We start from the raw sequence: 25,856 nt of genomic DNA, 5'->3' as shown, positions 1-25,856 counted from the left end.
TGCGGACCCGAGTCTGAAAGGACAGAATATGCGGATATTTCCTGCCATCGCACTCGCCCTCGCGCTCTCATCGCCGGCCGCGGCCGCGGAGACCGCGGCGCAACCCGTCGTCGAAACCCACAGCGGCGCCGTGCAGGGTGTGGCGGAGGGGCAGAGCATCGCCTATCGCGGCATGCCCTATGCCCTGCCGCCGGTGGGCACCCTGCGCTGGCGCGCGCCGCGACCCGCCGACCGCTGGCCGAATGTCCGCATCGCCGACCAATTCGGCCCCGACTGCATGCAGATCCCCTACAAGGCCGACGCCGCGCCGTTGGGAGTCAAGCCGTCGGAAGATTGCCTGTATCTCAACGTCTGGACGCCGCCCGCGCCCTCGCGCGAAAAGCGTCCGGTGATGGTCTGGATCTACGGCGGCGGCTTCGTCAACGGCGGCAGCTCCCCGCCCGTCTATTCGGGCCGGTCCTTCGCCGAATCGGGCGTGATATTCGTCAGCTTCAACTATCGTCTCGGCCGCTTCGGCTTCTTCGCCCATCCCGCACTCACCCAGGAAGCCGCGGGGGCACCGCACGGCAATTATGCGATTCTCGACCAGATCGCCGCGCTGCAATGGGTGCGCGACAATATCGCGGCGTTCGGCGGCGACCCCGGCAACGTCACCATCTTCGGCGAATCGGCGGGCGGCATGTCCGTACATGCGCTGGCGACAACCCCGCTCGCGAAGGGACTGTTCCACAAGGCGATCGTCATGTCGGGCGGTGGGCGCGACCTGATGGGTCCACTGCGCACCGCGGCCGAGGCCGAAACGATCGGCGCCGGCTTCGCGCGGGCCAAGGGAGTCGAGGGCGACGGGGCCGATGCGCTCGCCGCGCTTCGCGCGCTGCCCGCCGACAGCGTGATGAGCGGCCTCAACCTGATGACCCTGTTCGACGCCAAGGATTTCACGCCGCTCTATGCCGACGGACGGATCGTGCGCCGGTCGGTCGACGCCGCCTATGCCGCAGGCGAAGGCGCGCCGATCCCGATGGTGATCGGCGCCAACGACGCCGACGGCTTTTTCTTCGGCGGCGGGATCGAGCAGGCCTATGCACCGCTGGCCGCCGTGCGGGCCGGGGCCGAACCGGTTTACGACCCCGAAGGACGCAAGGATGCGATGCGCATTGGGGTCGCGGTCTCCGCCGATACGATGTTCCTCGAACCCGCACGGCACGTCGCGCGGATCATTGCCGGACGCGGGCAACCCGTTTTCGCCTATCGCTTCGGCTATGTGCCCGAATATTTGCGTGCGAAGCTGCCCGGCGCCTTCCATGCCAGCGAACTGCCCTTCTTCTTCGACACCGTCGACGTCCGCCACGGCGCGGCGACGACGCCCGACGATCGCACGGCGGCGCGGCTGGTGCATGATTATTGGGTCAATTTCGCAAAGACCGGCACGCCCTCGGCCATCGGTGGCGGACGCTGGTTGCCCTATGCGGCGGCAAGCGACGCCGTGATGATTTTCGACGCGACGGGCGCCCATCAGGAGCCCGATCCGATCCGCGCGCGGCTCGACTTCGTCGAACGGACCATAACCGCTAAGACGCCCTGAAGGGCAGGAGCGATGGCGATGCGCCTTTTCCTTTCTCTCGCCCTTCTGTTCGGCACGCTCCCACTTGCGCAGCCGGCGACCGCGGAAGAGGCGGTGGTCAAGATCGAGAGCGGCGAGCTGGCCGGCACGGTCGATCATGACGTGATCCGTTTTCTGGGCGTACCCTATGCCGCTCCGCCGGTCGGCGAACGGCGCTGGGCGGCGCCCCAGGCGGCATTGCCGTGGTCCGGGCGGCGGGCGGCGAAAACCCAGGGGCCCGGTTGCATGCAGGCGATCACGCCCGACGGCTTCGGTCCCTGGACCCGGGAATATGTCGCCCCGCCGCCGGTCTCGGAAGACTGCCTCACGCTCGACATATGGGCGCCGGCGCACCACGACGGGGGGCCGCTGCCGGTGATGTTGTGGATCCATGGCGGCGCCTTCATGTCGGGGTCGAACGCGGTGCCGATCTATGACGGCACCGAATTGGCGCGGCAGGGCATCATGGTCGTATCGATCAATTATCGCCTGGGAGTTTTCGGTTTTTCGGCCTTTCGCGATCTGGCGGGCGAGCCGGGCGGCGGCGCCAATTTCGGCTTGCAGGACATGATCGCGGCGCTCGGCTGGACGCAACGCAATATCGCGGCCTTCGGAGGCGACCCCGAACGGGTGACGATCGCCGGCCAGTCGGCGGGGGGCATGGCGGTGCAAATGCTGCTCCTCTCCCCGCAAGCCGAAGGCCTGTTCGCTCGCGCGATCGTGCAAAGCGGCATCGTCGAGACCCCGCTGCCCGACCGCGCCGAAGCCGACCGCCGCGGCGCCGATCTGCTGGCGCGCGCCGGGTTGCCCGACACCGCCGCGCTGCGTCGGCTGCCCGCCGACCGGGTGATGGCGCTGCTCGATGCCGGCCCGCTCGCCGGAGCGGGCGACGTCGGCGGCCTGCCGCTGCTCGGTCCGGTCGTCGATGGGTCGATCCTGCCCGACCAGATCGAGGCGCTCGAAGCGGCAGGCGGGCGGCAGGCGATTCCGGTGATGGCCGGGCTGAACGCCGACGAAGGCGTGCTGAATCCCGCCTATTTCCACACTACACCCGCCGAAGTGCGCGCCCGCGCGTCCCATATGGTCGGAGAGGCCGACGCCGATATCCTGCTGGCGGGCACCCCGCTCGACAGCGAAGCGGCGGCGCGTGCCGCCGGCCAGCGGCTGACGCGCCTCTATGGTCTCGCATCGCTCATCGACTGGGCGCGGGCGCATCGCGGACCGATTTTCACTTATTATTACACCCACCCCGAGCCCGGGCCGGGCAAAGACATGTTCGGCGCCTTCCATTCGGCCGAAATCCCCTATGTTTTCAATTCATTGAAAGCATCTCCAGACCGACCCTTCGATGATCGGGACCATCTGATCGCCGCCAGAATGTCGCGCCTGTGGGCCAATTTCGTTAAAAGCGGCGACCCCAATGGTGCGGACCTGCCGCATTGGCCCCTTTTCGCCAAGGGGTCGGCCGACGTGATGGAATTGGGCACGCATTTCGCGCCCTATCAGGACGACCGGGCCGGGCTGGCGCTCGTGCTCGATCGACTGCCGAAGGGTCCGGGACGTTCGGTCTTCGGCATCGACAGTTTTGCGCGACGGGCCGAGCATCCGATGACCGACGCATGGCCCGGAGATTCCGACCGTCGCGCCGAATAGAGTTTGGGGGCACATGCCGCCGATGCAGATGCCATAAAGCGCCGGCCACCGGCTATGCCATCGCGCCGTTTCGCACTGCTCCCCGGCATCCCGCGACGCCCGCCTCACTCGCCTTGTGCCGACCCGCCATCCGAAATTGCCACCCCGATACGAACCCGCCCTTCCCTCCGCTGTCGGGTTAATTTACAGTTTACCATCAGCCAGTCGCGTCGAATCCCCGATTTGCGCCACTGGCACGGCGCTTGCTTGGATGGGAATGATGCTGAAAAAGATCGGACGCCTGTTCGTCATCAAGACCCGCTTCGAGGCGTGTCTGATCGTCTATGCGCTCGCGATGGGGGCGATGGCGCGCGGCACGGCCTATCTGCATCAATTTCCCGGTTTCGGCGGCTATCTGCTGATGGCGGCGTGCAGCGGTTCGGTTTTCCTCGCCGGCGCGAAGATTTTCGACTGCCTGCACTATGAACAGGCTGCCAAAACCGCGGCCGAACCGCAGGCATAGCGACGCGCGACCTTTCACCCGTCATCAAGCTGTGCCAAGGCCGATGCCATGAGCAGGATCAGCGGCCGCCCCTCGATCAGCACCGAACATGTCTATGGCCTCAGCCTGCGCGTCGCGCGCTGGCATGAGGGTGCGCCCGGCACGCCGCTGCTCTTCCTCAACGGCATCGGAGCCGACATCGCCGCCGCGGCGCCGCTGCTCGCGCAAATCCAGGGCCGCGAGGTGTGGACGCTCGACATGCCCGGCGTCGGCGGCTCGCCCGACGCGCTGCTCCCCTATAGCGCGCCGACGATGGCGGCGACGGTGATGGAGATCGCGGGTCGCTTCGGCCACGACTTGCTCGACGTCACGGGGTTCAGCTGGGGCGGCGCACTGGCGCAGCAGATCGCGGTGCAGTTTCCGGAGCGCGTGCACCGCCTGGTGCTGATGGCGACGACCCCGACGGTCGGCGCGCCCGGCATCGGCTGGGCGGCGCTGCTCGACGACGACATGCTCGCCAGCGGTCTCAAGCTGCCGACCGCGACTCCGCTCGGCCTGACCTGGCAGACGATGGCGATGGCGGGCTGGACGAGCGCGGCGATGCTGCCGCACCTTCGCAATATCCCGACGCTGATCCTGATGGGCGAGCGCGACGGCGTCGTGCCCGCGTGCCACGGACAGACGATCGCCGAGCTGATCGACGGCGCGGTGCTGGAGGTGGTGCCGGGATCGCACCTCTTCCCCTTCACCCACGCCGCGGCGATCGCCGCGCGGATCAACGACTTTCTGGAGCAGGCGCCGCCTGCGGCGCGAGCCGCCGCGTAAGGAAGTCCGCGATCGCCTTCGCGGTCGCATCGGGCGCTTCCTCCATCGGCAGATGACCGATGCCGTCCAGCAGCACGACCTCCGACCCCGCGATCCGCTCGTGGAAGGTCTGGGCGGCGGTCGGATTGATCAGCCGATCCTCCTTGCCGAACAGGATCAGCGTCGGCGCCCTGATCTCGCCGATCCGATCCGCCATCGCGGGCTCGCGGTCGATCCGCGCGCGCAGCGCCGTCGCCTCGCGATTGCCCGGAAAGCGCAGCAACTCCCAATAGCGGTCGATCATCGCATCATCGACGATGTCCTGCCGCGCGACCGAACCGCGCAGCGATTCCTCGACCAGCGAGCGCGGGGTGATCTGCGTCGCCAGCCAGCGCCCGAACGGGTATTGCAGGATGCGAAAGCCGATGTTCGATTCGGGCGCTTTCTCGCCCTTGCGCAGCGGCATCCCGGCCGCGTCGAGCAGCAGCAGTGCGTCGACCCGGTCGGGCCGGTCGAGCGCGTAGCGCCACGCGACCCAGCCGCCCATCGAATTGCCGCCGAGGATGAAATGGTCGAGGCCCAGCTTTGCCGCGACGACATCGACCGCCGCGATCATCCCGTCGGCGCTGTAATCCTTGTCGGGCGTGCCGCCGGTCAGCCCGTGTCCGGGCAGGTCGAGCGTGACGATGCGATAGGTCGCGCCGAGCCGCTTCACCAGCGGCTCCCACGTCTGGAGGCTCGAATTGGCGCCGTGGAGCAACACGATGACGGGACCGTCGCGGCGCCCCTGGTCACGGTAATGGATATGCTGCCCCGCCGGCCCGGCCGCGAAGGCGGCGTTCGGGCCGCCATATTTGGCGATCATCGCGTCGCGGTCGGTATCGGGCGTCCGAAGCGCAAAGAAGAGCGCGACGATCGCGAGCAGCAGCGCGAGCGGCACGAGCACCCGCTTGCGCCGGAAGAGCGGCCGCCGCGGCGGCAGCGGTTCGAAATCATCTTCGTCGATCGTCGGCATCATGCCCCCCTCAGAGCAAGCGCGACCCTAGCGGGCAGGCCCGTGGCGTCAATCCACGCTATTCATATATGGGGCGACGAAAGGTTTCGGGCAGGAACAGCAACCCGACAACCACGCCGACCGCCGCGATCGCGACCGGATACCAGAGGCCGTAATAGATGTTGCCGGTTGCCGCGACCATCGCGAAGGCCGTTGTCGGCAGGAAACCGCCGAACCAGCCGTTGCCGATATGATAGGGCAGCGACATGGCGGTGTAGCGGATGCGGCTGGGGAAGAGCTCGACGAGCAGCGCGGCGATCGGGCCATAGACCATCGTCACCAGCAGCACGAGGTAGAAGAGGATCGCGACGACGAGCGGCTTGTCGATGGCCTGCGGGTCGGCCTTCGCCGGATAGCCCGCGTCCGCGAGCGCGCGTTCGAGGTCGGTGCGGAAAGAGGCGACCGCCCCCGCTCGATCCTCCTCGGCGATGCGCCACGGATCGGGTGCGGCGAGGACATGCGACCCGATGCGAACCCGCGCCGGATCGCCCGTCATCCGTTCGCGGGTGAAAGCGGTGTAGCTGACGCCAGCCTTCGCCAGCGCCGACTTGATGATGTCGCAGCCCCTATCCTCGAACCTGTTGCGCCCGATCGGGTCGAACTGGAAGGAACAGGCGCCGGGGTCCGCCGCCATGATCACCGCGGCCTGCTGCTGCGCCTTGGCCATCGCGGGATTGGCGGCCTCAGTCAGCATCTGGAACGACGGGAAATAGGTCAGTGCCGCGAGCGCGCAGCCCGCGAGGATGATCGGCTTGCGTCCGATCCGGTCGCTGAGCCAGCCGAAGAGGATGAAGAAGGGCGTGCCGAGCGCCAGCGCGATGGCGATCAATATGTTCGCGGTCGCGCCGTCGACCTTCAGCGTCTTTTCGAGGAAGAAGAGCGCGTAGAATTGCCCGGTGTACCAGACCACCGCCTGCCCCGCGACCGCGCCGAACAGCGCGACGAGCACCCATTTGAGGTTCGCCCAGCGCCCGAAGGCCTCGGTCAGCGGCGCCTTAGAGGTCGTGCCCTCTTCCTTCATCTGCCGGAAGACCGGACTTTCCTCAAGCTGCAGTCGAATCCACAGCGACACGCCGAGAAGAATGGCCGAGATCAGGAAAGGGATGCGCCAGCCCCAGTCCGCGAAGGCGGCTTCGCCGACGAGCGAACGAGTCGTGATGACGACGAGCAAGGCCGCGAACAAACCGAGCGTCGCGGTGGTCTGGATGAAACTGGTGAAAAGGCCGCGCTTTCCTTCAGGCGCATGTTCAGCGACATACGTGGCAGCGCCGCCATATTCGCCGCCAAGCGCGAGCCCTTGGACGAGGCGGAGCAGAACGAGGAGGATCGGCGCCGCGACGCCGGCCGCCGCATAACTCGGCAGCACGCCGACGAGGAATGTCGACGCGCCCATCAATCCCATGGTGACGAGGAACGTATTCTTGCGCCCGACGAGATCGCCGATCCGTCCGAAGACGAGCGCACCGAAAGGGCGCACCGCAAAGCCCGCGGCGAAGGCCGCGAGCGCGAAGATGAAGCCCGTGGTCTCGTTGACGCCCGAAAAGAACTGCGCCGAGATTACGCCCGCGAGCAGACCGTAGAGGTAGAAATCATACCATTCGAACACGGTGCCGAGCGAGGAGGCGAGGATCACCTTGCGCTCGCTCTGCCGGGTTTCGGCTGGAAGTGCTGCTGCGCCTGCGCCGTCGGTCATCCGCTACCCCTTCACCCTTATGGGAGTGGACGGTAGTCGGTCACCGCGTAGCGTCAATGACGCAGACATCGTTCGCCGACACCCGAACCGAAAAGGTCGTCATTGCGAGCAGAGCGAAGCAATCCAGAGCGGCTTGTCGCGCCCTGGATTGCTTCGTCGCTACGCTCCTCGCAATGACGAGATTGGAGGTGTCAACCGACGCGCGTCACCGCGCCCTTGTGCGCGCCGACGCCGCCGCGGCGCGGACGAAAGCGGCGCTTGCGCTGCGGCTGCGCGCCCTCACCCGTCGCCGCTTCACGGCGCGGGCCGCGGTTCGACTTCTCGCCGTTACGGCGCAATGCATCCTCGCGCTGGCGCTGCGGATCGCGGCCCTTGCCGCCGGTGTTGCGCGGCGCCTGCACCGGCTTGGGCAGGTTGCGCACCATTTCGTTGAAGCCGTCGGGCAGCTTCACCGGCTCGGCACGGGTGCGCGTCACGCGCTCGATATCGCGGAGGTAAGCCTTTTCGTCCGGCGCAACAAAGCTGATCGCAATGCCCTCCGCCCCCGCGCGCGCGGTGCGGCCGATGCGGTGGACATATTGTTCGGGAACGTTCGGAATCTCGAAGTTGATCACATGGCTGACGCCGCTGACGTCGATACCGCGCGCCGCAATGTCGGTCGCGACGAGCAGGCGCACCTGCCCCGAGCGAAAGGCCTGGAGCGCCGTCGTGCGCTGCGCCTGGCTCTTGTTGCCGTGGATCGCATAGGCCTGGATGCCCGCGCCCGCGAGGTGGCGGACGACACGGTCGGCGCCATGCTTGGTGCGCGTGAAGATCAGCGCGCGGTCGATCTCCTCGGTCTTGAGCACATGGTGGAGCAGCGCCTGCTTCTCCTTCTGCTCGACGAAGGTGATCTGCTGGCGGACCTTTTCGGCGGTCGTCGCCTGCGGCGCGACCGACACAGTGACCGGATCGTTGAGGAACTGGTCGGCGAGGCCCGCGATCTCCTTCGGCATCGTCGCCGAGAAGAAGAGATTCTGGCGGCGCGACGGCAGCAGCTTCGCGATGCGGCGCAGCGAGTGGATGAAGCCCATGTCCATCATCTGGTCGGCTTCGTCGAGAACGAATATCTCGACATCGTCGAGGCGTAGCGCGCGCTGATCGATCAGGTCGAGCAGACGGCCCGGTGTCGCAACGAGAATGTCGACGCCCTTCGCCAGATCGCGAATCTGCTTGTTGATCGGCACGCCACCGAAAACGGTCGAGACGCTGAGCTTGGTGAAGCGGCCATAGTCGCGGCAGCTTTGCGCGATCTGCGCGGCAAGCTCGCGGGTCGGCGCGAGCACGAGCATCCGGCAGCCGCGCGGGTTAGCGCGATGGGGATAGGTCAGGAGGTGATGGATCGAAGGCAGCGAAAAGCCTGCGGTCTTGCCGGTGCCGGTCTGCGCGATGCCACACAGGTCGCGGCCCTTCATCAGCGGCGGGATCGCCTGCACCTGGATCGGGGTCGGCGTGGTGTAATCCTTGGCGGCAAGCGCGCGATTGATGTCGGCGTGCAGGCCAAAGTCATTGAAACTCGTCATAAAATACTCACTATGGGCGACGCGCAGGCGCATCCGCTCGCATCGAACGGACGGCGCACGGCCGCGGGTTCGAAACGACCCGCGTGAAAGGGTGCCTCTGGGGACAAAGCGCCGGTCCGGCTCGCCCGCGCCTGAAATGGGCGGGAAAATCACGCTGCCGGTGGTTACGGCGGATGGGTCCGCCATGCTGCGCTGCACAACATATGGCATGGGTTGCGCGAAATTGCAAGATTATTGCTTGCCTACCTATTCCCGTTCGCCCTGAGCTTGTCGAATAGCCGTTCTTTCTTCATGAAATGGGAAGGGAAGACCTGTGCTTCGACAACCCCGGATCAAGTCCGGGGACGAACGGATGAGGGGTAGTGCTTTGGCCGAAAAGATCATCGTCATCGACGAGGGGACGACCTCGACCCGCACGATGCTTTTCAGCGCCGACGGCACGCCGCTTGGCAGTGCACAGCGCGAGTTTCGGCAGCATTACCCTGGCCCCGGCCTCGTCGAGCATGACGCCGCCGAGATCTGGGAGGCCACCCTCGCCTGCACGCGCGAGATGATCGAGCAGGCGGGCGGCACCGGCGCGGTTGCGGCGATCGGCATCACCAACCAGCGCGAGACCGTCGTCTTCTGGGATCGCGCGACCGGCGAACCACTCGCCCCCGCGATCGTCTGGCAGGACCGGCGCTCGGCCGCCGACTGCGCCGCGCTGAAGGAAGCGGGGTACGAACCGCAGGCGCAGGCAAAGACCGGCCTGCTGCTCGATCCCTATTTCTCCGGCACCAAGATCGGCTGGGCGCTCCGCCATTGGCCGCAGCTCAAGGAAGCGGGCGACCGGCTCGCGGTCGGCACGATCGAATCCTATCTCGTTTATCGCCTGACCGGCGGGGCGCATGTCACCGATGCCAGCAACGCCTCGCGCACGCTGCTGATGGACATCAACGGCGCGGGCGGCTGGGACGAAGAATTGTGCGATCTGCTCGGCGTGCCGATGGCGCTTCTTCCCGAAATCACCGGCTGCACCGCCGCCGTCGGGACGACCGATCCCGAACTGTTCGGCGGCGCGATCCCGATATCGGGCATGGCGGGCGACCAGCAGGCGGCGACGATCGGCCAGGCGTGCCTGTCGCCGGGACAGACCAAGGCGACCTTCGGCACCGGCGCCTTCATCCTGTCGGCCAGCGGCACCGCGCGGCCCGTATCGAACAACCGCCTCCTCGCGACGATCCTCGTGCAGGAAGGCGACGTCCGCTCTTATGCGCTCGAAGGATCGGTGTTTGTCGCGGGCAGCCTGATCAAATGGCTGCGCGACGGGCTCGGCCTGCTCGCGAGCGCGGGCGAGAGCGAGGGACTCGCGCGTTCGGTCGCCGATACTGGCGGCGTCTATCTGGTCCCCGCCCTCGCCGGCCTCGGCGCGCCGCACTGGCGGCCCGATGCTCTCGCCGCGCTGTCGGGGCTGAGCTTCGCGAGCACCAAGGCGCATGTCGCACGCGCGGCGCTCGAAGCGCAGGCCTATCAGGCGCACGACCTCAAATCGGCGTTCGCCGCCGACGGCGTCGATTGGGCCGAGGTCCGCATCGATGGCGGCATGGCCGCGAACGACTGGATGGCGCAGGACCTTGCCGACATGCTGGACATCGTCGTCGAGCGCCCCGACTTCGTCGAAAGCACAGCGCTCGGCGCCGCGATGCTCGCTGCGACCGGCGCGGGCCTCTATCCCGATCTTGCGAGCGCCGCCGCCGCGATGCGCGGCACCGCGACGCGCTTCACGCCCGCGCTGGACGCCGACAAACGCAAAACGCGCCTTGCCGGGTGGCAAAGCGCGCTTGCAAAGGTTTTGGCGTAACCGTGACCCCCGCCTTCACGGGGGCGACGTATCTTAACGCTTGAGCGTCAGCCCACCGAAACGCTTGTTGAACTTGGCAACCTGGCCGCCCGCATCGAGCATGCGGCCCTGGCCACCGGTCCAGGCCGGGTGCGCGGTCGGGTCGATTTCGAGGGTCATCACGTCGCCCTCTTTGCCCCAGGTCGAGCGCGTCTGATATTCGGTGCCATCGGTCATCTTGACCGTGATCATGTGATAATCGGGGTGAATGTCTTTTTTCATCTCTTGGCTCCTGTGCCGCCGGTTACCGACCGGCAGCTGAGTCTGTGCGCCCGAAGACGCGAAGGCGCGCCCTTACCGGGCAATCGCGGGAAAAGCAACACCCGCATCCTCGTCATTGCTTCGCTGCGCTCCTCGCAATGACGGCGAGAACGAAATGGATCGGTTCAGTCGCTCGGCGGATCGGCGATCATCGCGGTGAACTGGCATTCGGTCGCCAGTTGATCGCCCAGCATCGCCCGTCCCTCGAACTTGCAGATGTTCCGCTTCGCCTGCAGGATGGAGACGTGAAGGTCGAGCAGATGGCCCGGTTCCACGGGCTTGCGGAACTTCACCCCGTCGATGCCCATGAAATAGACGAGCTTGCCCGATCCCGCGAGGCCGAGCGATTCGATCGCGAGCACGCCGCCCGCCTGCGCCAGCGCCTCGACGATGAGGACGCCGGGCATGATCGGCCGGCCGGGGAAATGGCCCTGAAAGAAAGGCTCGTTCATGGTGACCGCCTTGACCGCGTGGATCGACTGGTCCCTGACCATCGATTCCACCCGGTCGACGAGCAGCATCGGATAGCGATGCGGCAAGAGGCCGAGAATCCGGCGGATGTCCGCCGGACCCATGGCTTCACCCTTTTCCCCGTCCGCCATAGGGCTTAGCGCGTCGTCGGCGGGGTGCCGGCGGCCGGCGTGGCGGCGGCGCCCGGTTGCGCGGCGCGCGCCGCATCCATCAGCTGCTGGTTGCGCTGCTGGACGAGCTGGCCGGGCTTGTAGCCGGCGGGCGGCGTGATCGTCACGCTCGGCAGGATCTTGTTGAGCTCGACGACCACCGCGTCGGTGATGTCGACATTATTCTCGCGCGCCAGCACCGCGTCGGGCTGCAGCAGCAGGTCGACCTTCTTGGCGGTCATCGCGGCCTTGATCGCTTCGTTCATGCGAACGCTGATCTGATCCTCGACATAGGCGAGCGCGAGTTCGACGGGCTCGCCGATCTTGCCGAGCTCTTCCTGCGCGGCCTGACGCTTGTCCTGCACCGCCTTCGCGGCGGCCTGCAGCGCGGTCTGGTTCTGCGGGCTCTTCTTCGCCTCTTCATTATATTTGGCGATCAGCACGTTCATTTCGGCCTGCAGCGTCTGGCCGCGGGTTTCCTGCTGGTCGATCTGCGCCTTGTAGGTCGTCTGGATCTGCTGCGAGGCGACGGTGAAGGCGTTCGACTTGGCGGCGGCGGCGCGCACGTCGGCGACCGCGACAGCGCGGGCCTGCGCGGCGGCGGGCGCGGCGAACATGGGCGAAACCGACAGCGCGGCGATGGCAAGCGCCGAAGCGGTGAAAATTTTCTTCATCAGAATTGGGTTCCTACGTTGAATGAGAAGCGTTTGGTATCGTCACCCTCTTCTTTGCGGAGGGCATAAGCGAAGTCGATCCGGAAGGGGCCGAAGGGAGAGTTCCAGTTGACGCCGGCGCCAATCGCGACGCGCGGCATCCAGCTGTCGCCATAGAAGCGTTCCTCGAACGGCGCGAGTGCGGCATAGCCATTGGCGCTGTCGCAGGTCGAATAGAGCGTCGTGCTGCCTGTCGTCAACGTCGCGAACTTGATGTCACCGGTCGTCGCGTTGCGGCACTTATATTTGGTCAGGCCGTCCGACGGATCCCTGAAATCGGCGAGCGTCGTCAGCGTCGGGCGCTTCACGCTCCACACCGACCCGACATCGAGGAAGATCGACGGACGCAGGCCCAGTTCCTTGGCGCCGGTGCCGAGCGGAATGTCCATCTCGAGCCGGCCCTGATAATAGGCACGCCCGCCGAGCGCATCGTCGATCAGATTGTTGCGGTTCTTGAGGTCCGAATTGAGCACGGGGTTCGCCGGATCGGTCAGATCGACGTCGGTGAAGCGGATGACGCGCGGGCCGATACCGCGAATGTCGAAGCCGCGCATCTGCGGCTCACCGAGCTGGAAGCGATCGACGAGGCGCACCTTGTCGCTCGTCGGGGTCGGGCGCCCGCCGAACGGATAGATATAACCGCCCTCGGCCGAGACGTTGAGGATGAAGCGGTTGCCGAGGTTGAAATGCTTGCTGCCCTGAACGCGGGTGCGGGCATATTTGACGCTGCCGCCGAGCCCCGCGAAATCCTGGCTGAGCGACAGCGACTGGCCGCGCGTCGGCCGCAGGCGATTGTCGCGGTCGTCATAGGCGAGCGTATAGCCGAGCAGCGAAGTCGTGCGCTTGCCGATCGCATCGCACAGATAGCGGCCGGCGACGAGCGGATCGCACTGGCCGCCGAAATAATAGAGATTCTTGTCGAGCGACACGTCGTCGAAATTGATCGTGTAACGGCCGAAGAAGGACATGAACTCGGTCAGCGGCACGCCGACATTGATCTGGGCGCCGGTCGTCACCTGCTGGAACGTCGTCTGGCGGTCGTTGTTGATGAAGTTGAACGAGTTCAGATCGCGACGATAGATGCTGCCGCCGATCGAGATGTTGCGGTCGAACAGATAGGGTTCCGTGAAACCGAGCTCGATCGACTTCGAATAGCTCGAATAATTGACCGATGCCTGGAGCTGCTGACCGAGGCCGCGGAAGTTGCGCTGGCGGATCGAGCCCTGGAGCAGGAAATTCTCGATCGACGAGAAACCAGCCGACAACGACAGCTCGCCCGTCGGCTTTTCCTCGACATTGGTTTCGAGGATGATGCGGTCGGGGGTCGAGCCTTCCTTGCGCTCGATTTCCAGATTCTCCTGAAAATAGCCGAGGCTGTTGAGGCGATTCTCGGTGCGCTTGACGCCGAAGCTGTTGAAGGCGTCGCCTTCGTTGAGGCGGAATTCGCGGCGCACGACCTTGTCGTGGGTCAGCGTGTTGCCGTTGACGTCGATCCGCTCGACATAAGTGCGCGGGCTTTCGCCGACGTCGAACGAGATGTCCATCGTCCGCGTTTCGGGGTTGCGGTGGAATTCGGGGTTGATGTCGGCAAAGGCGTAGCCGAACAGGCCCGCGGTCTCGCTCAGGCTTTCGACCGTATCCTCGACCTGCTTGGCATTATACCAGTCGCCGGTCTTCATCGGCAGCAGCTTCTGCAGCATCTCGGGCTTGAAATCGCGCAGTTCGCTCTTCACGCTCACATCGCCGAATTTGTAGCGCTCGCCCTCTTCGACGACATAGGTGATGATGAAATCCTGCTTGTTGCTCGTCAGTTCGGCGACCGCCGAGATGACGCGGAAGTCCGCATAGCCGTTCTGCAGGTAGAAAAGGCGCAGCTTCTGCTGGTCATAGGCCAGGCGGTCAGGGTCGTAGCTGGTGTTCGACGACAGGATGGTCAGCAGGCCCGATTCCTTGGTCGCCATTTCGTCCTTGAGGTCGCCGTCGCTGAACTTCTCGTTGCCGATGATGTTGATCTGGCGGACCTTCGACTTCGGCCCTTCGTTGATCTCGAACACCACGTCGACACGGTTCTGGTCGAGCGAAACCATCTTCGGCTCGACGGTCGCGGCGAAACGGCCCTGGCGCTTGTAGAGTTCGATGATGCGCGCAACGTCGGCGCGGACCTTCGAACGGGTGAAGATCTGGCGCGGCGCGAGCTTGATCTCGGGCCGGATCTTGTCTTCCTTCAGGCGCTTGTTGCCTTCGAGGATCACGCGGTTGATCACCGGGTTTTCCACGACCTGAATCGTTAGCGCGCCATTATCGTCGCTGATCTGATAATCCTTGAAGAGCTCGGTCGCCGCGAGATCCTTGAGCGCCTGATCGAGCGTACCGCGGGTATAGGGCTGACCGACGCGCAGGCGCAGATAGGAAAGGATCGTCTGCGCTTCGAGCCGCTGGTTGCCGGTGACGGCTATCGACTTTACCAGCGTCGCGGTCGGCACCGCCTCGCCCGTGGGCGCGGGGACGTTCGGCGCGGGAACGGTGGGCGGGGCGGCTTCCTGTGCATGGAGCGCCGCCGCAGGCCAGGCGAGCATGGTTCCCGCCATAAGGAGCGCCGATAGCTGGGTCCGCGCCCGGAATTTCTGTGAAGCCACGCTGTTCATCCCGCAAAAATAACTCAAAAGCGACAAACCCGCTTGCCCACGGGTCCGCGCGCACTCCTGCCCGAGTCCGCTTATCCAATCAAGCGCGCGATCCGGTCCCAGACCCCGATTGAGCCCAAATCGTTGAAAGTCACGACCAGCATCAGCGTCACGATCGCCACAAAACCGAATCGAAACGCCCATTCCTGCGCCTCGGCGGGGGCAGGTCGGCGCCGGATCGCCTCATAGGCGTAGAAAAGCAGATGGCCGCCATCGAGCATCGGCAATGGCAAGAGATTTATGAACCCCAGATTGATGGAGACAAAGGCGATGAAGAAGGTCAGCGCCGCCGCGCCCAGCGTCGCTTGCTCACCCGACTGCTTCGCGATCCGCAGCGGTCCGCCCATATCCTTGACCGACCGCTGCCCGGTCACGAACTGGCCGAGAATCTTTCCGGTCAGCCGGACAATGCCCCAAGTCTGCGCAACACTCGTCTCCACCGCGACCAGCGGCCCCGCGGGCGCGAAAGCCGGCGCGCCGGATGCGATGCCGATGACCGCGACATCGGCCTTGTTGCCGAACTCGTCGCTCTGCGTCGTGATCCGCGGCTTCAGCCGGACGGCAAGCCGGTCAGTGCCGCGTTCAACATCGATCTCGGCCGGTCGGCCCAGGTCATAGGCGACGGCCTGCTGGATATCGCCGAAAGTCGCCATCGCCTGCCCATTGATGCGGGCGATCCGGTCGCCGGGACGCAGCCCGGCCGCTTCAGCCGCGCTGCCCGGCTGCACCGCACCGACGACCGGCGGGGTCGTCGGAATGCCATAGGCCATGAAAAAACCGGCAAAGATCAGGATCGCGAACAGGAAATTGGTCACCGGTCCCGCGGCGACGATCAAGGCGCGTTTCCACACCGGCTGCGCGGGGAAGGTATGTGATCGCTCGCTCTCGGGCAGATCGTGCCAGCCGGCGTCGGGCTGGCTGACCGCGTCGCGGTCGCCCGCGAACTGGACATAGCCGCCGAGCGGCAGCCAGCCGATCTTCCATTCGGTGCCGCGCTTGTCGGTCCAGCCGACGATCTTGCGTCCGAAACCGATCGAAAAGGCGTCGGCTTTCACTCCGCACCAGCGACCGACGATATAATGCCCATATTCGTGCACGAAGACGAGCGGCCCAAGGACAAGCAGAAACCCGACGATATAGAGCCAGGGCGGAACGTCATGCATGTTCGTATCGGTCCACAAAATGCTGCGCGGCCGCGCGCGATGCGGCATCGACGCTGAATATGTCCTGAAGCGAAGCGGGCGCCGCAGGCGCCTCGGCATCGATCACCCGGCGTACCGTATCGACGATCGCCGGGAAGGATATACGCCCCGCAAGGAAAGCCGCCACCGCGACCTCGTTGGCGGCGTTGAGCTGCGCCGGACGCGCCCCGCCCTCGGCGATCGCGGCGCGGCAGAGCGCGGTCGCGGGAAAGCGCGCCTCGTCGGGCGCCTCGAAGTCGAGCCGCGCGATGCTCGCGAGATCGAGCGGCGCGCACGGCGTCGCCATCCGCTGCGGCCAGGCGAGCGCGCTGCTGATCGGAATCCGCATGTCGGGCGAGCCGAGCTGCGCCAGCGTCGAGCAATCGACATATTCGACGAGGCTGTGGATCACCGACTGCGGGTGAACGAGAATCTCGATGCGGTCGAGCCCGACGGGGAACAGATGATGCGCCTCGATGAGTTCGAGGCCCTTGTTCATCATCGTCGCCGAATCGACGCTGATCTTCGCGCCCATCGACCAGTTCGGATGCGCGACCGCCTGCGCCGGGGTGACGCGCGCCATCGCCTCGGCGCTCATCGTGCGGAACGGGCCGCCGCTGGCGGTCAGGATGATTCGGCGCACCTGATCGATGCGCCCGCCCGCGAGGCACTGGAAGATCGCATTATGCTCGCTGTCGACCGGCAGAATCGTCGCGCCCGATTTGCGCGCCGCGGCGGTCATCAGTTCGCCCGAGGAGACCAGCGCTTCCTTGTTGGCGAGCGCGACGTCGACGCCCGCCTCGAGCGCCGCCATCGTCGGCGCGAGGCCGGCGGTGCCGACGATCGCCGCCATCACCAGATCGGTCGGATGCTGCGCCGCCGCGACAAGCGCGTCGGCGCCCGCCGCGACGCCGATATTCGTGCCCGCGAGCGCTTCCTTGAGCTCGCCATAGCGCGCTTCGTCGGCGATCACGACCAGCTCGGGCCGAAATTCGAGCGCGAGGCGCGCCAGCTCGCCGACATCGCTGTTCGCGGTCAGCACGCTGACCCGCCATGCCTCGCCGTCGCGGCGCACGAGATCGAGGGTCGATTGCCCGACCGACCCCGTCGCGCCGAAGAGCGAGAGGCGGCGCATGATCAGCCGGCCGCCCGCACGGCGATATCGCCCATGAAAGCCAGCGCGCCGAGCAGCAGCGCAACGGGCAGCAGTCCGTCGACGCGGTCGAACAGCCCGCCATGGCCGGGGATCAGCTTGCCCGAGTCCTTGACCCCGGCGCGGCGCTTCATCCAGCTTTCGCCGAGGTCGCCGAACTGCGCGAGCAGCCCCATGAACAGGCCGATCCACAGCGGCACGCCGATGATACCGGCGCGGTCGCCGATCGTCGCGCTGGCGATGAGCGCCGCGACCATGCCGCCGATCAGCCCCGACCAGGTCTTCGAAGGGCTGATCGCGGGTGCGAGACGCGCGCCGCCGAAGGCGCGGCCCGCGAAATAAGCGCCGATATCGGTCGCCCACACCATGCCGAACACCCAGAGCGCGGCAGTCATGCCGAGATGGTCGCGGATGAACCAAAGCCCCGCCATCGCACCGAGAATCGCGAGCGGCCCGAGCAGCATCAGCGCCATCTTCGCGCCGCCGCCCAGCGTCATCGCGCGGACGAGCGCCAGCCATTCGACGACGACGAGCGCGCCGCCGACGAGCAGCAGCAGGCCGAAGGCGATGCCGCCGAACCACAGCGCGGTGCCCGCGATCGCGAACAGGACGATCGCCGATCCCACGCGGGTCCAAAGGTCCGACTTACCAGCCACCATATCTCAAAGCCCCCCGTAGCGGCGCTCGCGCCGCGCGAAATGATCGAGCGCCGCCTGCAGGTCGGCGGGCTTGAAATCGGGCCACAGCGTATCGGTGAAATAAAGCTCGGCATAGGCCGATTGCCACAGCAGGAAGTTCGACAATCGCACTTCGCCCGAGGTGCGGATGAGCAGGTCGAGCGGCGGCAGGTCGGCGGTGTCGAGATGCGCCTCGATCGCCTCTGCCGTGATCGCCCCCGCCGCTGCGGCGGCGGTCGCCGCGCGCACGAGTTCGTCCTGCGCGCCATAGTTGAGCGCGACCGCCAGCGTCGTGCGGCTGTTATGCGCGGTGCGATCGAGCGCCTTTTCGATCAGTTCGACGACATCGGGCGAAAGCGCGCGCCAGTTGCCGATGATCTTGAGCTTCACGTCATTCGCGGCGAATTCGTCGAGGTCGGACAGAATGAAGCGCTTCATCAGCCCCATCAGGTCGCTGACCTCTTCCTCTGGCCGCTTCCAGTTCTCCGACGAAAAGGCGTAGAGCGTCAGCGCTTCCAGCCCCATTTCCGCCGCCGCGCGGACGATCGTGCGCACCGCCTCGACCCCGGCCTTGTGCCCGGCGACGCGCGGCAGGAAGCGCTTCTTGGCCCAGCGGCCATTGCCGTCCATGATGATGGCGACATGGCGCGCGCCGTGGTCGCTCATAAATCCTCCCCGGCACGGGGAGGGGGACCATCGAAGGTGGTGGAGGGGCACATGAGGCCACGCGAAGCGTATGATGGAGGGCGCCCCTCCACCATGCTTCGCATGGTCCCCCTCCCCGTGCCGGGGAGGATCGCGATGGCGGCACCGTCGCGCATGCGTTTAGCCCAAAATTTCCTTTTCCTTCGCCGCCGCCGCCGCATCGATGTCGGCGATGGTGCTGTCGGTCAGCTTCTGGACCTCGGTTTCGGAGCGCTTGCGCTCGTCCTCGCTGATTTCCTTCTTGTTCTCGTCGGTCTTGAGATTGTCCATGCCGTCGCGGCGGACGTTGCGGACCGCGACGCGCGCCTTTTCGGCATATTGGCCGGCGAGCTTCGACAGTTCCTTGCGGCGTTCCTGCGTCATTTCGGGGATCGGCAGGCGCAGCAACTGGCCGTCGACGATCGGGTTGAGACCGAGGCCCGCCGAGCGGATCGCCTTGTCGACCGGGCCGACGTTCGACTTGTCCCACACTTGCACCGCGAGCATCCGCGGCTCGGGAACGCTGACCGAGGCGACCTGGTTCAGCGGCATGTGACTGCCATAGACCTCGACCGTCACCGGATCGAGCAACGCGCTGTTCGCGCGGCCGGTGCGCAGGCCCGCCAGGTCGTGCTTCAGCGATTCGACCGCGCCGTGCATCCGGCGCTCGAGGTCGGCCTTGTCATATTTCGCCATCTGTCTTTCCTCTCTTGATCTCGTCAGTCGGCCTGGCCGACGACGGTGGCAACGCCCTCGCCCGCCAGCACGCGCGCCAGATTGCCGGCCTCGCGGATGTTGAACACGACGATCGGGATATTGTTGTCGCGGCAGAGCGCCACCGCGCTCGCGTCCATGACCTTCAGATTGTCGGCGAGCACGCGATCGTAGCTGAGGCTGTCATAGCGGACCGCGTTCGCGTCCTTCTTGGGATCGGCGTTATAGACGCCGTCGACGCTCGTGCCCTTGAGGAGCGCGTCGCACTTCATCTCGGCGGCGCGCAGCGCGGCGCCGCTGTCGGTGGTGAAATAAGGCGCGCCGACGCCCGCGGCGAAGATCACGACACGGCCCTTTTCGAGGTGGCGTTCGGCGCGGCGGCGGATCACCGGCTCGCACACCTTGTCCATCTCGATCGCCGACTGGACGCGCGTCTGGACGCCGAGTTGTTCGAGCGCATTCTGCATCGCGAGCGCGTTCATCACCGTCGCAAGCATCCCCATATAGTCGGCCTGCGCGCGGTCCATGCCCTTGGCGGCGCCCGCCATGCCGCGGAAGATATTGCCGCCGCCGATGACGAGGCAGATTTCGAGCCCGCGGTCCTTCGCTTCCTTGACCTCGGCGGCCATGCTCGCGACCGTTTCGGGATCGATGCCGAAGGGGGTGGAGCCCATCAACGCCTCGCCCGACAGCTTGAGCAATATGCGTTTCATGCCGGGCAATGCCATGTCGGGGGGAACCTCTTGCAAACTCTATAAATGCGAATGGCGCGCACCCTAGTGAAGGCGCGCGCCATTGCCAAGCGGACTGCCGCGCCTCGGCGCAGCAATCCGTTCCTTCTTTTTAGACGCCGGCGGCCGCCGCGACTTCCGCCGCGAAGTCGCTTTCTTCCTTCTCGATGCCTTCGCCGAGCTGGAAGCGGACGAAGCCCTTGAGCGTGATCGTCGCGCCGACATCCTTGCCGGCCGCGGCGACGACTTCGGCGACCGGGGTCTTGCCGTCCATCACGAAAAGCTGCGACAGCAGCGCGTTTTCCTTGCGGAACTTGGCGATCGAGCCGTCGACCATCTTGGCGACGATCTCGGCGGGCTTGCCCGACTGTGCCGCCTTTTCCTCGGCGATCGCGCGTTCGCGCGCCACGAGGTCGGCGTCGAGGTCATCGCCGTTCAGCGCCAGCGGGTTCGCGGCGGCGACGTGCATCGCCAGCTGCTTGCCCAGCGGTTCGAGAACATCGGCGCCCGCGGTCGATTCGAGCGCGACGAGCACGCCGATCTTGCCCATGCCGGGCGCGGCGGCGTTGTGGACATAGCCGGTGACGACGCCCGAGCCGACCGACAGGATCGCGGCGCGGCGCAGCGACTGGTTCTCGCCGATCGTCGCGATGTTGCTCGTCAGCTTTTCGGCGACGGTACCGCCGGTCGGATAGGTCGCAGCGGCGAGCGCGTCGATGTCGGTGATATTGTTCGCGAGCGCGACCTGCGTCACATCGCGGACGAAGTCCTGGAACTGCTCATTCTTGCCGACGAAATCGGTTTCGCTGTTCACTTCGACGAGCGCGCCCTTGGCGCCGTCGGTCGCGAAACCGACGAGACCTTCGGCGGCAACGCGGCCGGCCTTCTTGGCGGCGGCGGCGAGGCCCTTGGTGCGCAGCCAGTCGATCGACGCCTCGATGTCGCCATTGTTCTCGGCGAGCGCCTTCTTGCAGTCCATCATGCCGGCGCCGGTGCGGTCGCGCAGTTCCTTGACGAGGGCGGCCGTGATCTCAGCCATGGGATATTCCTTTCCAAAGGGGCGGGCGCGTTCGGGCCCGCGGGACGCCCGCGCGCATGGCGGGGCGATAAGTCAAAGGGATGACAGGGACGGCGCGAGCATGATGCCGCGCCGCCCCGTCATGCCCAGAGCGGATTAGGCGTCGCTCTGGCGTTCGGTTTCGGCCGCCGCTTCGGCGGGAACCTGCTCGTCTTCGTTCGGAGCGGCTTCTACCAGCGCCGGTTCGGCGACGGGCTCGACGGCCGCACCCAGATCCTCGCCGCGATCGGCGCGGGCCTGCTGGCCACCGCGGGTCGCCGCCTGGGCCACCGCGTCGCAGTAAAGGCGGATGGCGCGCGCGGCGTCATCGTTCGCCGGAACCGGGAAGGCGATGCCGTCGGGCGAGACGTTCGAATCGAGGATCGCGACGACGGGGATGCCGAGGACGTTGGCTTCCTTGATCGCCAGCTCTTCCTTGTTCGCGTCGATCACGAACATCACGTCGGGAATGCCGCCCATGTCGCGAATGCCGCCAAGCGACATTTCGAGCTTGTCGCGCTCACGCGTCTTGTTGAGCACTTCCTTCTTGGTGAGGCCCGAGGTGTCGCCCGAAAGCTGTTCTTCGAGCGTCTTGAGACGCTTGATCGAGTTCGAGATCGTCTTCCAGTTGGTGAGCATCCCGCCCAGCCAGCGGTGGTTGACGAAATGCTGACCCGACGCGCGGGCCGCATCGGCAATCGGGCCCTGCGCCTGGCGCTTGGTGCCGACGAACAGCACCTTGCCGCCGGCGGCCGAGGTCGACGAGATGAAGTCCAGCGCGCGCGCGAAGAGCGGCACGGTCTGCGACAGGTCGAGGATGTGGATGCCGTTGCGCGCGCCGAAGATATACGGCTTCATGCGCGGGTTCCAGCGGTGGGTCTGGTGGCCGAAGTGGGCGCCAGCCTCGATAAGATTCTGCATCGTGACGACAGGGGCCGCCATAGTCTTTCTCCTTCCGGTTAGTCCTCTGAAAGGCAAGAACCGAGGCATCCGCTGGGGATGGACCCGGCACCGGTATGTGCGCCTTCCATGTGGAATGGGCGGGCCGTTAGCGGGGCTGGCGCGGAAAAGCAAGGGGAGAAGGACAAACGGTGGCGGCGGGATGCACCGCGGGAGAGGAAAAGACTGGTGCCATCGGAAGCGGACCTATCTTCATCGTCATCCTGGACTTGATCCGGTATCCATTCTCGCAGCGCCGGTTGATGGATCGCGGATCAAGTCCGGGATGACGAGAGTCTGAAAATCGCGCTCAACATCTCTTATTTTCGTCATTCCCGCGAAAGCGGGAACCCAGAGCGTGCGTCGGCTGACCCCACTCTGGGTTCCCGCTTTCGCGGGAATGACGAATGATGGGGGAAGATGGGAAATGTCCGCCGCTCTCCCAAAGCCAACGCCCCGAACGCCCTCAATTCATCGACGAAACCAAACGCTTCATCGCAACATCATTGAGAACAAAACAGGAACATGGAACGAAGAACGCAAGGAAACCGTCCAATGGACACAGGTTTCGCACATCGAAGCCGGAAGGACAAGATCATGGTTCAGGTCGCCGCCGCTCTCCTCTTTGCCGTCGCCGCCGGGCTCGGCCTGACCGTCATCCTGGCGATGCTGAAGAATAACGAGACCGCCATCCTGTCGGCGCTGATGGGCGAAGGCGCCTTCCCGGCCGGCGCCGCGCCGCAGCCCGGCCCGGCTTCGCGGGTCATCACGCTGCGCCGGTCGCCCGAACGCCGCGATGCGCCGCGCGCCCTTCGCACCGCCGTCCGCGCCCCGATCAGCCGCGCCGCCTGACCCTGGCGTAGCTCGCGATGCCGAAAGGCAGCAGCGTCACATAGACGGCGCAGACCGCCAGCAAGGTCTGCCACGGCGCGGTGACGAGCGCCGCGCCGAGCAGGCCCACGCCCGCCAGCGCGAACAACCGCCACGACCGGCGCAGGCGGATCGACGACCAGCTGTAGGTCGGGATCGCCGAAATCATCAGCATCGCAACGCCGAGCGCCCAGGGCATCACGACATACCATTCGCGGAACAGGTCGTTGCCGCTCGAAAGCCAGAGATAGACCGGGACGAAGGCGAGCCCCGCCCCCGCGGGTGCGGGAATGCCGGTGTTGAAGCCCGCCGACTTGTGCGGCTGGATGTCGGCATCCATGCGCGAGTTGAAGCGCGCGAGGCGAAGCGCGCAGCCCACCGCGAGCGCCAGCGCCGCAGTCCAGCCGAATTTGGGCGCGTCGTCCAGCGACCACAGGAACAGGATCATCGCCGGCGCGACGCCGAAGGCTATGACGTCGGAGAGCGAATCGAGCTCGGCGCCGAACTTGCTCTGCGCGCGGAGCAGGCGAGCGATGCGCCCGTCCATCCCGTCGAGCACGCCCGCGAAGATCACCGCCGCGAGCGCCTTTTCCCATTCCTCGCCGATCGCGAAGCGGACCCCGGTCAGCCCGAAGCAGAGCGCAAGCGCGGTGATCGCATTGGGCGCGAAGGCGCGCAGCGGGATGCCGCCCAGGCGGCGCTGTTCGGCGTCGACGCTCGTCTGCGGCGCGTCGGACATTATTGCCCGATGCCGTCGAAGATTTCGGACGTGCCGATCCGCGCGATCACCGTTTCGCCCGCGAGCGCGCGCTGACCCAGCAATATCTGCGGGGTCGTGCCCGCGGGCAGATAGACGTCGACACGGCTGCCAAAGCGGATCAGCCCGACACGCTGGCCGGTCTGAAGCTCGGTCCCCATGCTGACGAAAGGCATGATGCGCCGCGCGACCAGCCCGGCGATCTGGGTGAAGCCGATGCGGACGCCGTCGCCGCGTTCGACGACGAAATGCTGGCGCTCATTCTCCTCGCTCGCCTTGTCGAGGTCGGCGTTCACGAATTTGCCGGGAATATAGACGAGCTTGCGCAGCGTCCCCGCGACCGGGGTGCGGTTGATATGGACATCGAAGACGCTCATGAAGATCGACACGCGCAGCATCGGCGCGTCGCCGAGGCCATCGGCGCCCGCGATCTCGGGCGGCGGCAGAACTTCGGCGATCTGGGTCACCAGCCCGTCGGCGGGCGCGATCACCACATCGGCGCCGGTCGGGGTGACGCGCACCGGATCGCGAAAGAAGGCCGCGACCCAGATGGTGATGCCGAACGCCAGCCAGCCGGCGATTTCCCAGCCGAGCAGCCAGAAACACAGCGTGACGACCCCCGCGATCAGCAGGAATTTGCGGCCTTCCGGGTGGATCGACGGCCAGCGCCACTTGATGCCGCCGCCCGGACGATTGGAAGAGAGGATAGAGGACATGCCGGTCTTTCTAGAAAGGCGAACGGTCATAGACAATCGAATAAGCCGCCCCGCGGGTTCCACCACGGCCATTGATCAATCGCGCCGCTTTCCCTAAGGCCCGCTGCAACTCCGACTCCCCAAGGAAAAAGGCTGAACGCATGGGCAAGATCAAGGTAGTCAATCCGGTCGTCGAACTCGACGGCGACGAAATGACCCGGATCATCTGGCAATGGATCCGCGAACGGCTGATCCTGCCCTATCTCGACATCGACCTTCATTATTACGACCTGGGCATCGAGGAACGCGACCGCACCGACGACAAGATCACTGTCGAAGCCGCGAACGCGATCAAGAAGCACGGCGTCGGCGTCAAATGCGCGACGATCACCCCCGACGAAGCACGCGTCGAGGAATTCGGGCTCAAGAAGATGTGGAAGTCGCCCAACGGCACGATCCGCAACATCCTGGGCGGCGTCGTCTTCCGCGAGCCGATCGTGATGAAGAACGTCCCCCGCCTCGTCCCCGGCTGGACAGACCCGATCGTCGTCGGCCGTCACGCTTTCGGCGACCAGTATAAGGCGACCGATTTCCGCGTCCCCGGCCCCGGCAAGCTGCGCTTGGTGTTCGAGGGCGAGGACGGCACGCTGATCGACGAGGAAGTGTTCCAGTTTCCCTCGTCGGGCGTCGCGATGGGGATGTACAATCTCGACGATTCGATCCGCGACTTCGCGCGCGCCAGCCTCAACTACGGCATCGCGCGCCAGTGGCCGGTGTATCTGTCGACCAAGAACACGATCCTCAAGGCCTATGACGGCCGTTTCAAGGATCTGTTCGAGGAAGTCTTCATCGACGAGTTCAAGCCGAAGTTCGACGAGCTCGGCATCACCTATGAGCATCGCCTGATCGACGACATGGTCGCCTCGGCGCTCAAGTGGAGCGGCAAGTTCGTCTGGGCCTGCAAGAATTACGACGGCGACGTCCAGTCGGACACCGTTGCGCAGGGCTTCGGCTCGCTCGGCCTGATGACCAGCGTGCTGATGACCCCCGACGGCAAGACCGTCGAATCGGAGGCCGCGCACGGCACCGTCACCCGCCACTATCGCATGCACCAGCAGGGCAAGGCGACCTCGACCAACCCGATCGCGTCGATCTTCGCCTGGACCGGCGGGCTCAAGCATCGCGGCAAGCTCGACGGCACGCCCGAGGTGACGAAGTTCGCCGACGACCTCGAAAAAATCTGCGTCGCGACGGTCGAAAGCGGCAAGATGACCAAGGATCTCGCGCTGCTGATCGGACCCGACCAGAACTGGCTGACCACCGAAGGCTTTTTCGAGGCGATCGTCGAGAATCTCGACAAGAAGATGGGCGCCTGAGGCCGCAATCCATAAACA

24 protein-coding genes are annotated in these 25,856 nt (G+C 65.9%); 7 read left to right on the top strand and 17 right to left on the bottom strand.

What is annotated here, in order from left to right; all coding sequences use genetic code 11:
• The first annotated feature begins 28 nt into the window (after nucleotides 1-28).
• From ACVENA_RS04410 to ACVENA_RS04395, 4 genes are all read left to right on the top strand, one after another.
• Entirely contained in the window at nucleotides 29-1,582 is a 1,554-nt protein-coding gene (locus tag ACVENA_RS04410) for a carboxylesterase/lipase family protein (RefSeq protein ID WP_449327812.1), read from the top strand.
• Nucleotides 1,583-1,600: 18 nt separating this feature from the next.
• Nucleotides 1,601-3,253, top strand: coding sequence for a carboxylesterase/lipase family protein (locus tag ACVENA_RS04405; RefSeq protein WP_449327811.1), 1,653 nt, complete (start codon nucleotides 1,601-1,603; stop codon nucleotides 3,251-3,253).
• Nucleotides 3,254-3,512: 259 nt separating this feature from the next.
• On the top strand, nucleotides 3,513-3,755 hold the full coding sequence (locus ACVENA_RS04400; protein ID WP_257548472.1) for a hypothetical protein: 243 nt from the start codon (nucleotides 3,513-3,515) through the stop codon (nucleotides 3,753-3,755).
• Nucleotides 3,756-3,803: 48 nt separating this feature from the next.
• Nucleotides 3,804-4,559, top strand: coding sequence for an alpha/beta fold hydrolase (locus tag ACVENA_RS04395; protein ID WP_257548470.1), 756 nt, complete (start codon nucleotides 3,804-3,806; stop codon nucleotides 4,557-4,559).
• On the opposite strand, the gene ACVENA_RS04390 is transcribed toward ACVENA_RS04395, so the two are convergent.
• From ACVENA_RS04390 to ACVENA_RS04380, 3 genes are all read right to left on the bottom strand, one after another.
• The gene (locus tag ACVENA_RS04390) at nucleotides 4,510-5,556 is read right to left on the bottom strand and encodes an alpha/beta fold hydrolase (protein WP_449327810.1); all 1,047 of its coding nucleotides are present in this window, start codon (nucleotides 5,554-5,556) and stop codon (nucleotides 4,510-4,512) included. The two genes, ACVENA_RS04395 and ACVENA_RS04390, sit on opposite strands and share 50 nt — an antisense overlap.
• Nucleotides 5,557-5,611: 55 nt before the next feature.
• Nucleotides 5,612-7,285, bottom strand: a complete 1,674-nt coding sequence (locus tag ACVENA_RS04385) for an MFS transporter (protein ID WP_449327809.1) — start codon at nucleotides 7,283-7,285, stop codon at nucleotides 5,612-5,614.
• A 191-nt stretch (nucleotides 7,286-7,476) separates the two neighbouring features.
• The gene (locus tag ACVENA_RS04380; protein ID WP_449327808.1) at nucleotides 7,477-8,847 is read right to left on the bottom strand and encodes a DEAD/DEAH box helicase; all 1,371 of its coding nucleotides are present in this window, start codon (nucleotides 8,845-8,847) and stop codon (nucleotides 7,477-7,479) included.
• Nucleotides 8,848-9,214: 367 nt separating this feature from the next.
• Between ACVENA_RS04380 and ACVENA_RS04375 the strand changes: the two genes are divergently transcribed.
• Nucleotides 9,215-10,687, top strand: coding sequence for a glycerol kinase (locus ACVENA_RS04375; RefSeq protein ID WP_449327807.1), 1,473 nt, complete (start codon nucleotides 9,215-9,217; stop codon nucleotides 10,685-10,687).
• Between the two features lie 33 nt (nucleotides 10,688-10,720).
• Here ACVENA_RS04375 and rpmE read toward each other — a convergent pair whose 3' ends face one another.
• The 12 genes from rpmE to rpsB all read right to left on the bottom strand — a co-directional run bounded on the left by rpmE (nucleotide 10,721) and on the right by rpsB (nucleotide 22,143).
• A complete protein-coding gene (gene rpmE, locus ACVENA_RS04370) occupies nucleotides 10,721-10,948 on the bottom strand; it encodes a 50S ribosomal protein L31 (RefSeq protein ID WP_257548458.1) in 228 nt (75 codons plus the stop codon).
• 164 nt (nucleotides 10,949-11,112) lie between these two features.
• Nucleotides 11,113-11,589, bottom strand: a complete 477-nt coding sequence (fabZ, locus tag ACVENA_RS04365) for a 3-hydroxyacyl-ACP dehydratase FabZ (RefSeq protein ID WP_257548456.1) — start codon at nucleotides 11,587-11,589, stop codon at nucleotides 11,113-11,115.
• A gap of 5 nt (nucleotides 11,590-11,594) precedes the next feature.
• Nucleotides 11,595-12,281 (bottom strand): OmpH family outer membrane protein, encoded by a 687-nt coding sequence (locus ACVENA_RS04360; RefSeq protein WP_257548454.1) that lies wholly within the window; start codon nucleotides 12,279-12,281, stop codon nucleotides 11,595-11,597.
• Complete coding sequence (gene bamA, locus ACVENA_RS04355; protein ID WP_449327806.1) at nucleotides 12,281-14,965, bottom strand: outer membrane protein assembly factor BamA; 2,685 nt, start codon at nucleotides 14,963-14,965, stop codon at nucleotides 12,281-12,283. Before bamA ends, ACVENA_RS04360 begins: the two co-directional genes overlap by 1 nt.
• 71 nt (nucleotides 14,966-15,036) lie before the next feature.
• A complete protein-coding gene (gene rseP / locus ACVENA_RS04350) occupies nucleotides 15,037-16,167 on the bottom strand; it encodes an RIP metalloprotease RseP (RefSeq protein ID WP_449327805.1) in 1,131 nt (376 codons plus the stop codon).
• Entirely contained in the window at nucleotides 16,160-17,320 is a 1,161-nt protein-coding gene (locus tag ACVENA_RS04345; RefSeq protein WP_449327804.1) for a 1-deoxy-D-xylulose-5-phosphate reductoisomerase, read from the bottom strand. The genes rseP and ACVENA_RS04345 overlap by 8 nt, the downstream gene beginning before the upstream one ends.
• Before the next feature lie 2 nt (nucleotides 17,321-17,322).
• Nucleotides 17,323-17,997 (bottom strand): phosphatidate cytidylyltransferase, encoded by a 675-nt coding sequence (locus ACVENA_RS04340; protein WP_449327803.1) that lies wholly within the window; start codon nucleotides 17,995-17,997, stop codon nucleotides 17,323-17,325.
• Nucleotides 17,998-18,000: 3 nt separating this feature from the next.
• Nucleotides 18,001-18,681, bottom strand: coding sequence for a polyprenyl diphosphate synthase (uppS, locus tag ACVENA_RS04335; protein ID WP_449327802.1), 681 nt, complete (start codon nucleotides 18,679-18,681; stop codon nucleotides 18,001-18,003).
• 159 nt (nucleotides 18,682-18,840) lie between these two features.
• Nucleotides 18,841-19,395 carry a ribosome recycling factor gene (gene frr, locus ACVENA_RS04330; protein WP_257548442.1) on the bottom strand — a complete coding sequence of 185 codons (555 nt, stop codon included), beginning with the start codon at nucleotides 19,393-19,395 and terminating at the stop codon, nucleotides 18,841-18,843.
• A 23-nt stretch (nucleotides 19,396-19,418) separates the two neighbouring features.
• Nucleotides 19,419-20,141, bottom strand: coding sequence for a UMP kinase (pyrH, locus tag ACVENA_RS04325; protein ID WP_257548439.1), 723 nt, complete (start codon nucleotides 20,139-20,141; stop codon nucleotides 19,419-19,421).
• A gap of 115 nt (nucleotides 20,142-20,256) precedes the next feature.
• Nucleotides 20,257-21,183 (bottom strand): translation elongation factor Ts, encoded by a 927-nt coding sequence (gene tsf / locus ACVENA_RS04320; protein ID WP_449327801.1) that lies wholly within the window; start codon nucleotides 21,181-21,183, stop codon nucleotides 20,257-20,259.
• Nucleotides 21,184-21,318: 135 nt separating this feature from the next.
• Entirely contained in the window at nucleotides 21,319-22,143 is an 825-nt protein-coding gene (rpsB, locus tag ACVENA_RS04315) for a 30S ribosomal protein S2 (protein ID WP_257548434.1), read from the bottom strand.
• A gap of 594 nt (nucleotides 22,144-22,737) precedes the next feature.
• On the opposite strand from rpsB, the gene ACVENA_RS04310 reads away from it, so the two are divergent.
• Nucleotides 22,738-22,992, top strand: coding sequence for a hypothetical protein (locus ACVENA_RS04310; RefSeq protein ID WP_297664016.1), 255 nt, complete (start codon nucleotides 22,738-22,740; stop codon nucleotides 22,990-22,992).
• On the opposite strand, the gene ACVENA_RS04305 is transcribed toward ACVENA_RS04310, so the two are convergent.
• Together ACVENA_RS04305 and ACVENA_RS04300 are read right to left on the bottom strand one after the other, a co-directional pair.
• On the bottom strand, nucleotides 22,976-23,749 hold the full coding sequence (locus ACVENA_RS04305) for a CDP-alcohol phosphatidyltransferase family protein (protein ID WP_449327800.1): 774 nt from the start codon (nucleotides 23,747-23,749) through the stop codon (nucleotides 22,976-22,978). The genes ACVENA_RS04310 and ACVENA_RS04305 overlap by 17 nt on opposite strands.
• Nucleotides 23,749-24,483, bottom strand: coding sequence for a phosphatidylserine decarboxylase (locus ACVENA_RS04300; protein WP_449327799.1), 735 nt, complete (start codon nucleotides 24,481-24,483; stop codon nucleotides 23,749-23,751). Before ACVENA_RS04300 ends, ACVENA_RS04305 begins: the two co-directional genes overlap by 1 nt.
• Nucleotides 24,484-24,623: 140 nt before the next feature.
• On the opposite strand from ACVENA_RS04300, the gene ACVENA_RS04295 reads away from it, so the two are divergent.
• Nucleotides 24,624-25,838, top strand: a complete 1,215-nt coding sequence (locus tag ACVENA_RS04295; RefSeq protein ID WP_297664009.1) for an NADP-dependent isocitrate dehydrogenase — start codon at nucleotides 24,624-24,626, stop codon at nucleotides 25,836-25,838.
• The last annotated feature ends 18 nt before the right edge of the window (nucleotides 25,839-25,856 follow it).

It is taken from the genome of Sphingopyxis sp. 550A (genome assembly GCF_053569535.1).
The sequence above is the reverse complement of the archived record's forward strand: the minus strand, read 5'-3'. Positions and strand labels throughout refer to the sequence as shown.

Excerpts from the sequence above, each read along its gene's own strand:
- ACVENA_RS04295 (WP_297664009.1), top strand. The coding sequence starts at position 24,624 with ATGGGCAAGATCAAGGTAGTCAATCCGGTCGTCGAACTCGACGGCGAC.
- rpsB (WP_257548434.1), bottom strand. The coding sequence starts at position 22,143 with ATGGCGGCCCCTGTCGTCACGATGCAGAATCTTATCGAGGCTGGCGCC.
- ACVENA_RS04410 (WP_449327812.1), top strand. The coding sequence starts at position 29 with ATGCGGATATTTCCTGCCATCGCACTCGCCCTCGCGCTCTCATCGCCG.
- rseP (WP_449327805.1), bottom strand. The coding sequence starts at position 16,167 with ATGCATGACGTTCCGCCCTGGCTCTATATCGTCGGGTTTCTGCTTGTC.
- ACVENA_RS04300 (WP_449327799.1), bottom strand. The coding sequence starts at position 24,483 with ATGTCCTCTATCCTCTCTTCCAATCGTCCGGGCGGCGGCATCAAGTGG.
- ACVENA_RS04400 (WP_257548472.1), top strand. The coding sequence starts at position 3,513 with ATGCTGAAAAAGATCGGACGCCTGTTCGTCATCAAGACCCGCTTCGAG.
- bamA (WP_449327806.1), bottom strand. The coding sequence starts at position 14,965 with ATGAACAGCGTGGCTTCACAGAAATTCCGGGCGCGGACCCAGCTATCG.
- ACVENA_RS04310 (WP_297664016.1), top strand. The coding sequence starts at position 22,738 with ATGGTTCAGGTCGCCGCCGCTCTCCTCTTTGCCGTCGCCGCCGGGCTC.
- ACVENA_RS04380 (WP_449327808.1), bottom strand. The coding sequence starts at position 8,847 with ATGACGAGTTTCAATGACTTTGGCCTGCACGCCGACATCAATCGCGCG.
- frr (WP_257548442.1), bottom strand. The coding sequence starts at position 19,395 with ATGGCGAAATATGACAAGGCCGACCTCGAGCGCCGGATGCACGGCGCG.
- ACVENA_RS04390 (WP_449327810.1), bottom strand. The coding sequence starts at position 5,556 with ATGATGCCGACGATCGACGAAGATGATTTCGAACCGCTGCCGCCGCGG.
- ACVENA_RS04360 (WP_257548454.1), bottom strand. The coding sequence starts at position 12,281 with ATGAAGAAAATTTTCACCGCTTCGGCGCTTGCCATCGCCGCGCTGTCG.
- ACVENA_RS04340 (WP_449327803.1), bottom strand. The coding sequence starts at position 17,997 with ATGGTGGCTGGTAAGTCGGACCTTTGGACCCGCGTGGGATCGGCGATC.
- ACVENA_RS04395 (WP_257548470.1), top strand. The coding sequence starts at position 3,804 with ATGAGCAGGATCAGCGGCCGCCCCTCGATCAGCACCGAACATGTCTAT.
- rpmE (WP_257548458.1), bottom strand. The coding sequence starts at position 10,948 with ATGAAAAAAGACATTCACCCCGATTATCACATGATCACGGTCAAGATG.
- ACVENA_RS04305 (WP_449327800.1), bottom strand. The coding sequence starts at position 23,749 with ATGTCCGACGCGCCGCAGACGAGCGTCGACGCCGAACAGCGCCGCCTG.
- fabZ (WP_257548456.1), bottom strand. The coding sequence starts at position 11,589 with ATGGCGGACGGGGAAAAGGGTGAAGCCATGGGTCCGGCGGACATCCGC.
- tsf (WP_449327801.1), bottom strand. The coding sequence starts at position 21,183 with ATGGCTGAGATCACGGCCGCCCTCGTCAAGGAACTGCGCGACCGCACC.
- ACVENA_RS04345 (WP_449327804.1), bottom strand. The coding sequence starts at position 17,320 with ATGCGCCGCCTCTCGCTCTTCGGCGCGACGGGGTCGGTCGGGCAATCG.
- ACVENA_RS04405 (WP_449327811.1), top strand. The coding sequence starts at position 1,601 with ATGCGCCTTTTCCTTTCTCTCGCCCTTCTGTTCGGCACGCTCCCACTT.
- uppS (WP_449327802.1), bottom strand. The coding sequence starts at position 18,681 with ATGAGCGACCACGGCGCGCGCCATGTCGCCATCATCATGGACGGCAAT.
- pyrH (WP_257548439.1), bottom strand. The coding sequence starts at position 20,141 with ATGGCATTGCCCGGCATGAAACGCATATTGCTCAAGCTGTCGGGCGAG.
- ACVENA_RS04385 (WP_449327809.1), bottom strand. The coding sequence starts at position 7,285 with ATGACCGACGGCGCAGGCGCAGCAGCACTTCCAGCCGAAACCCGGCAG.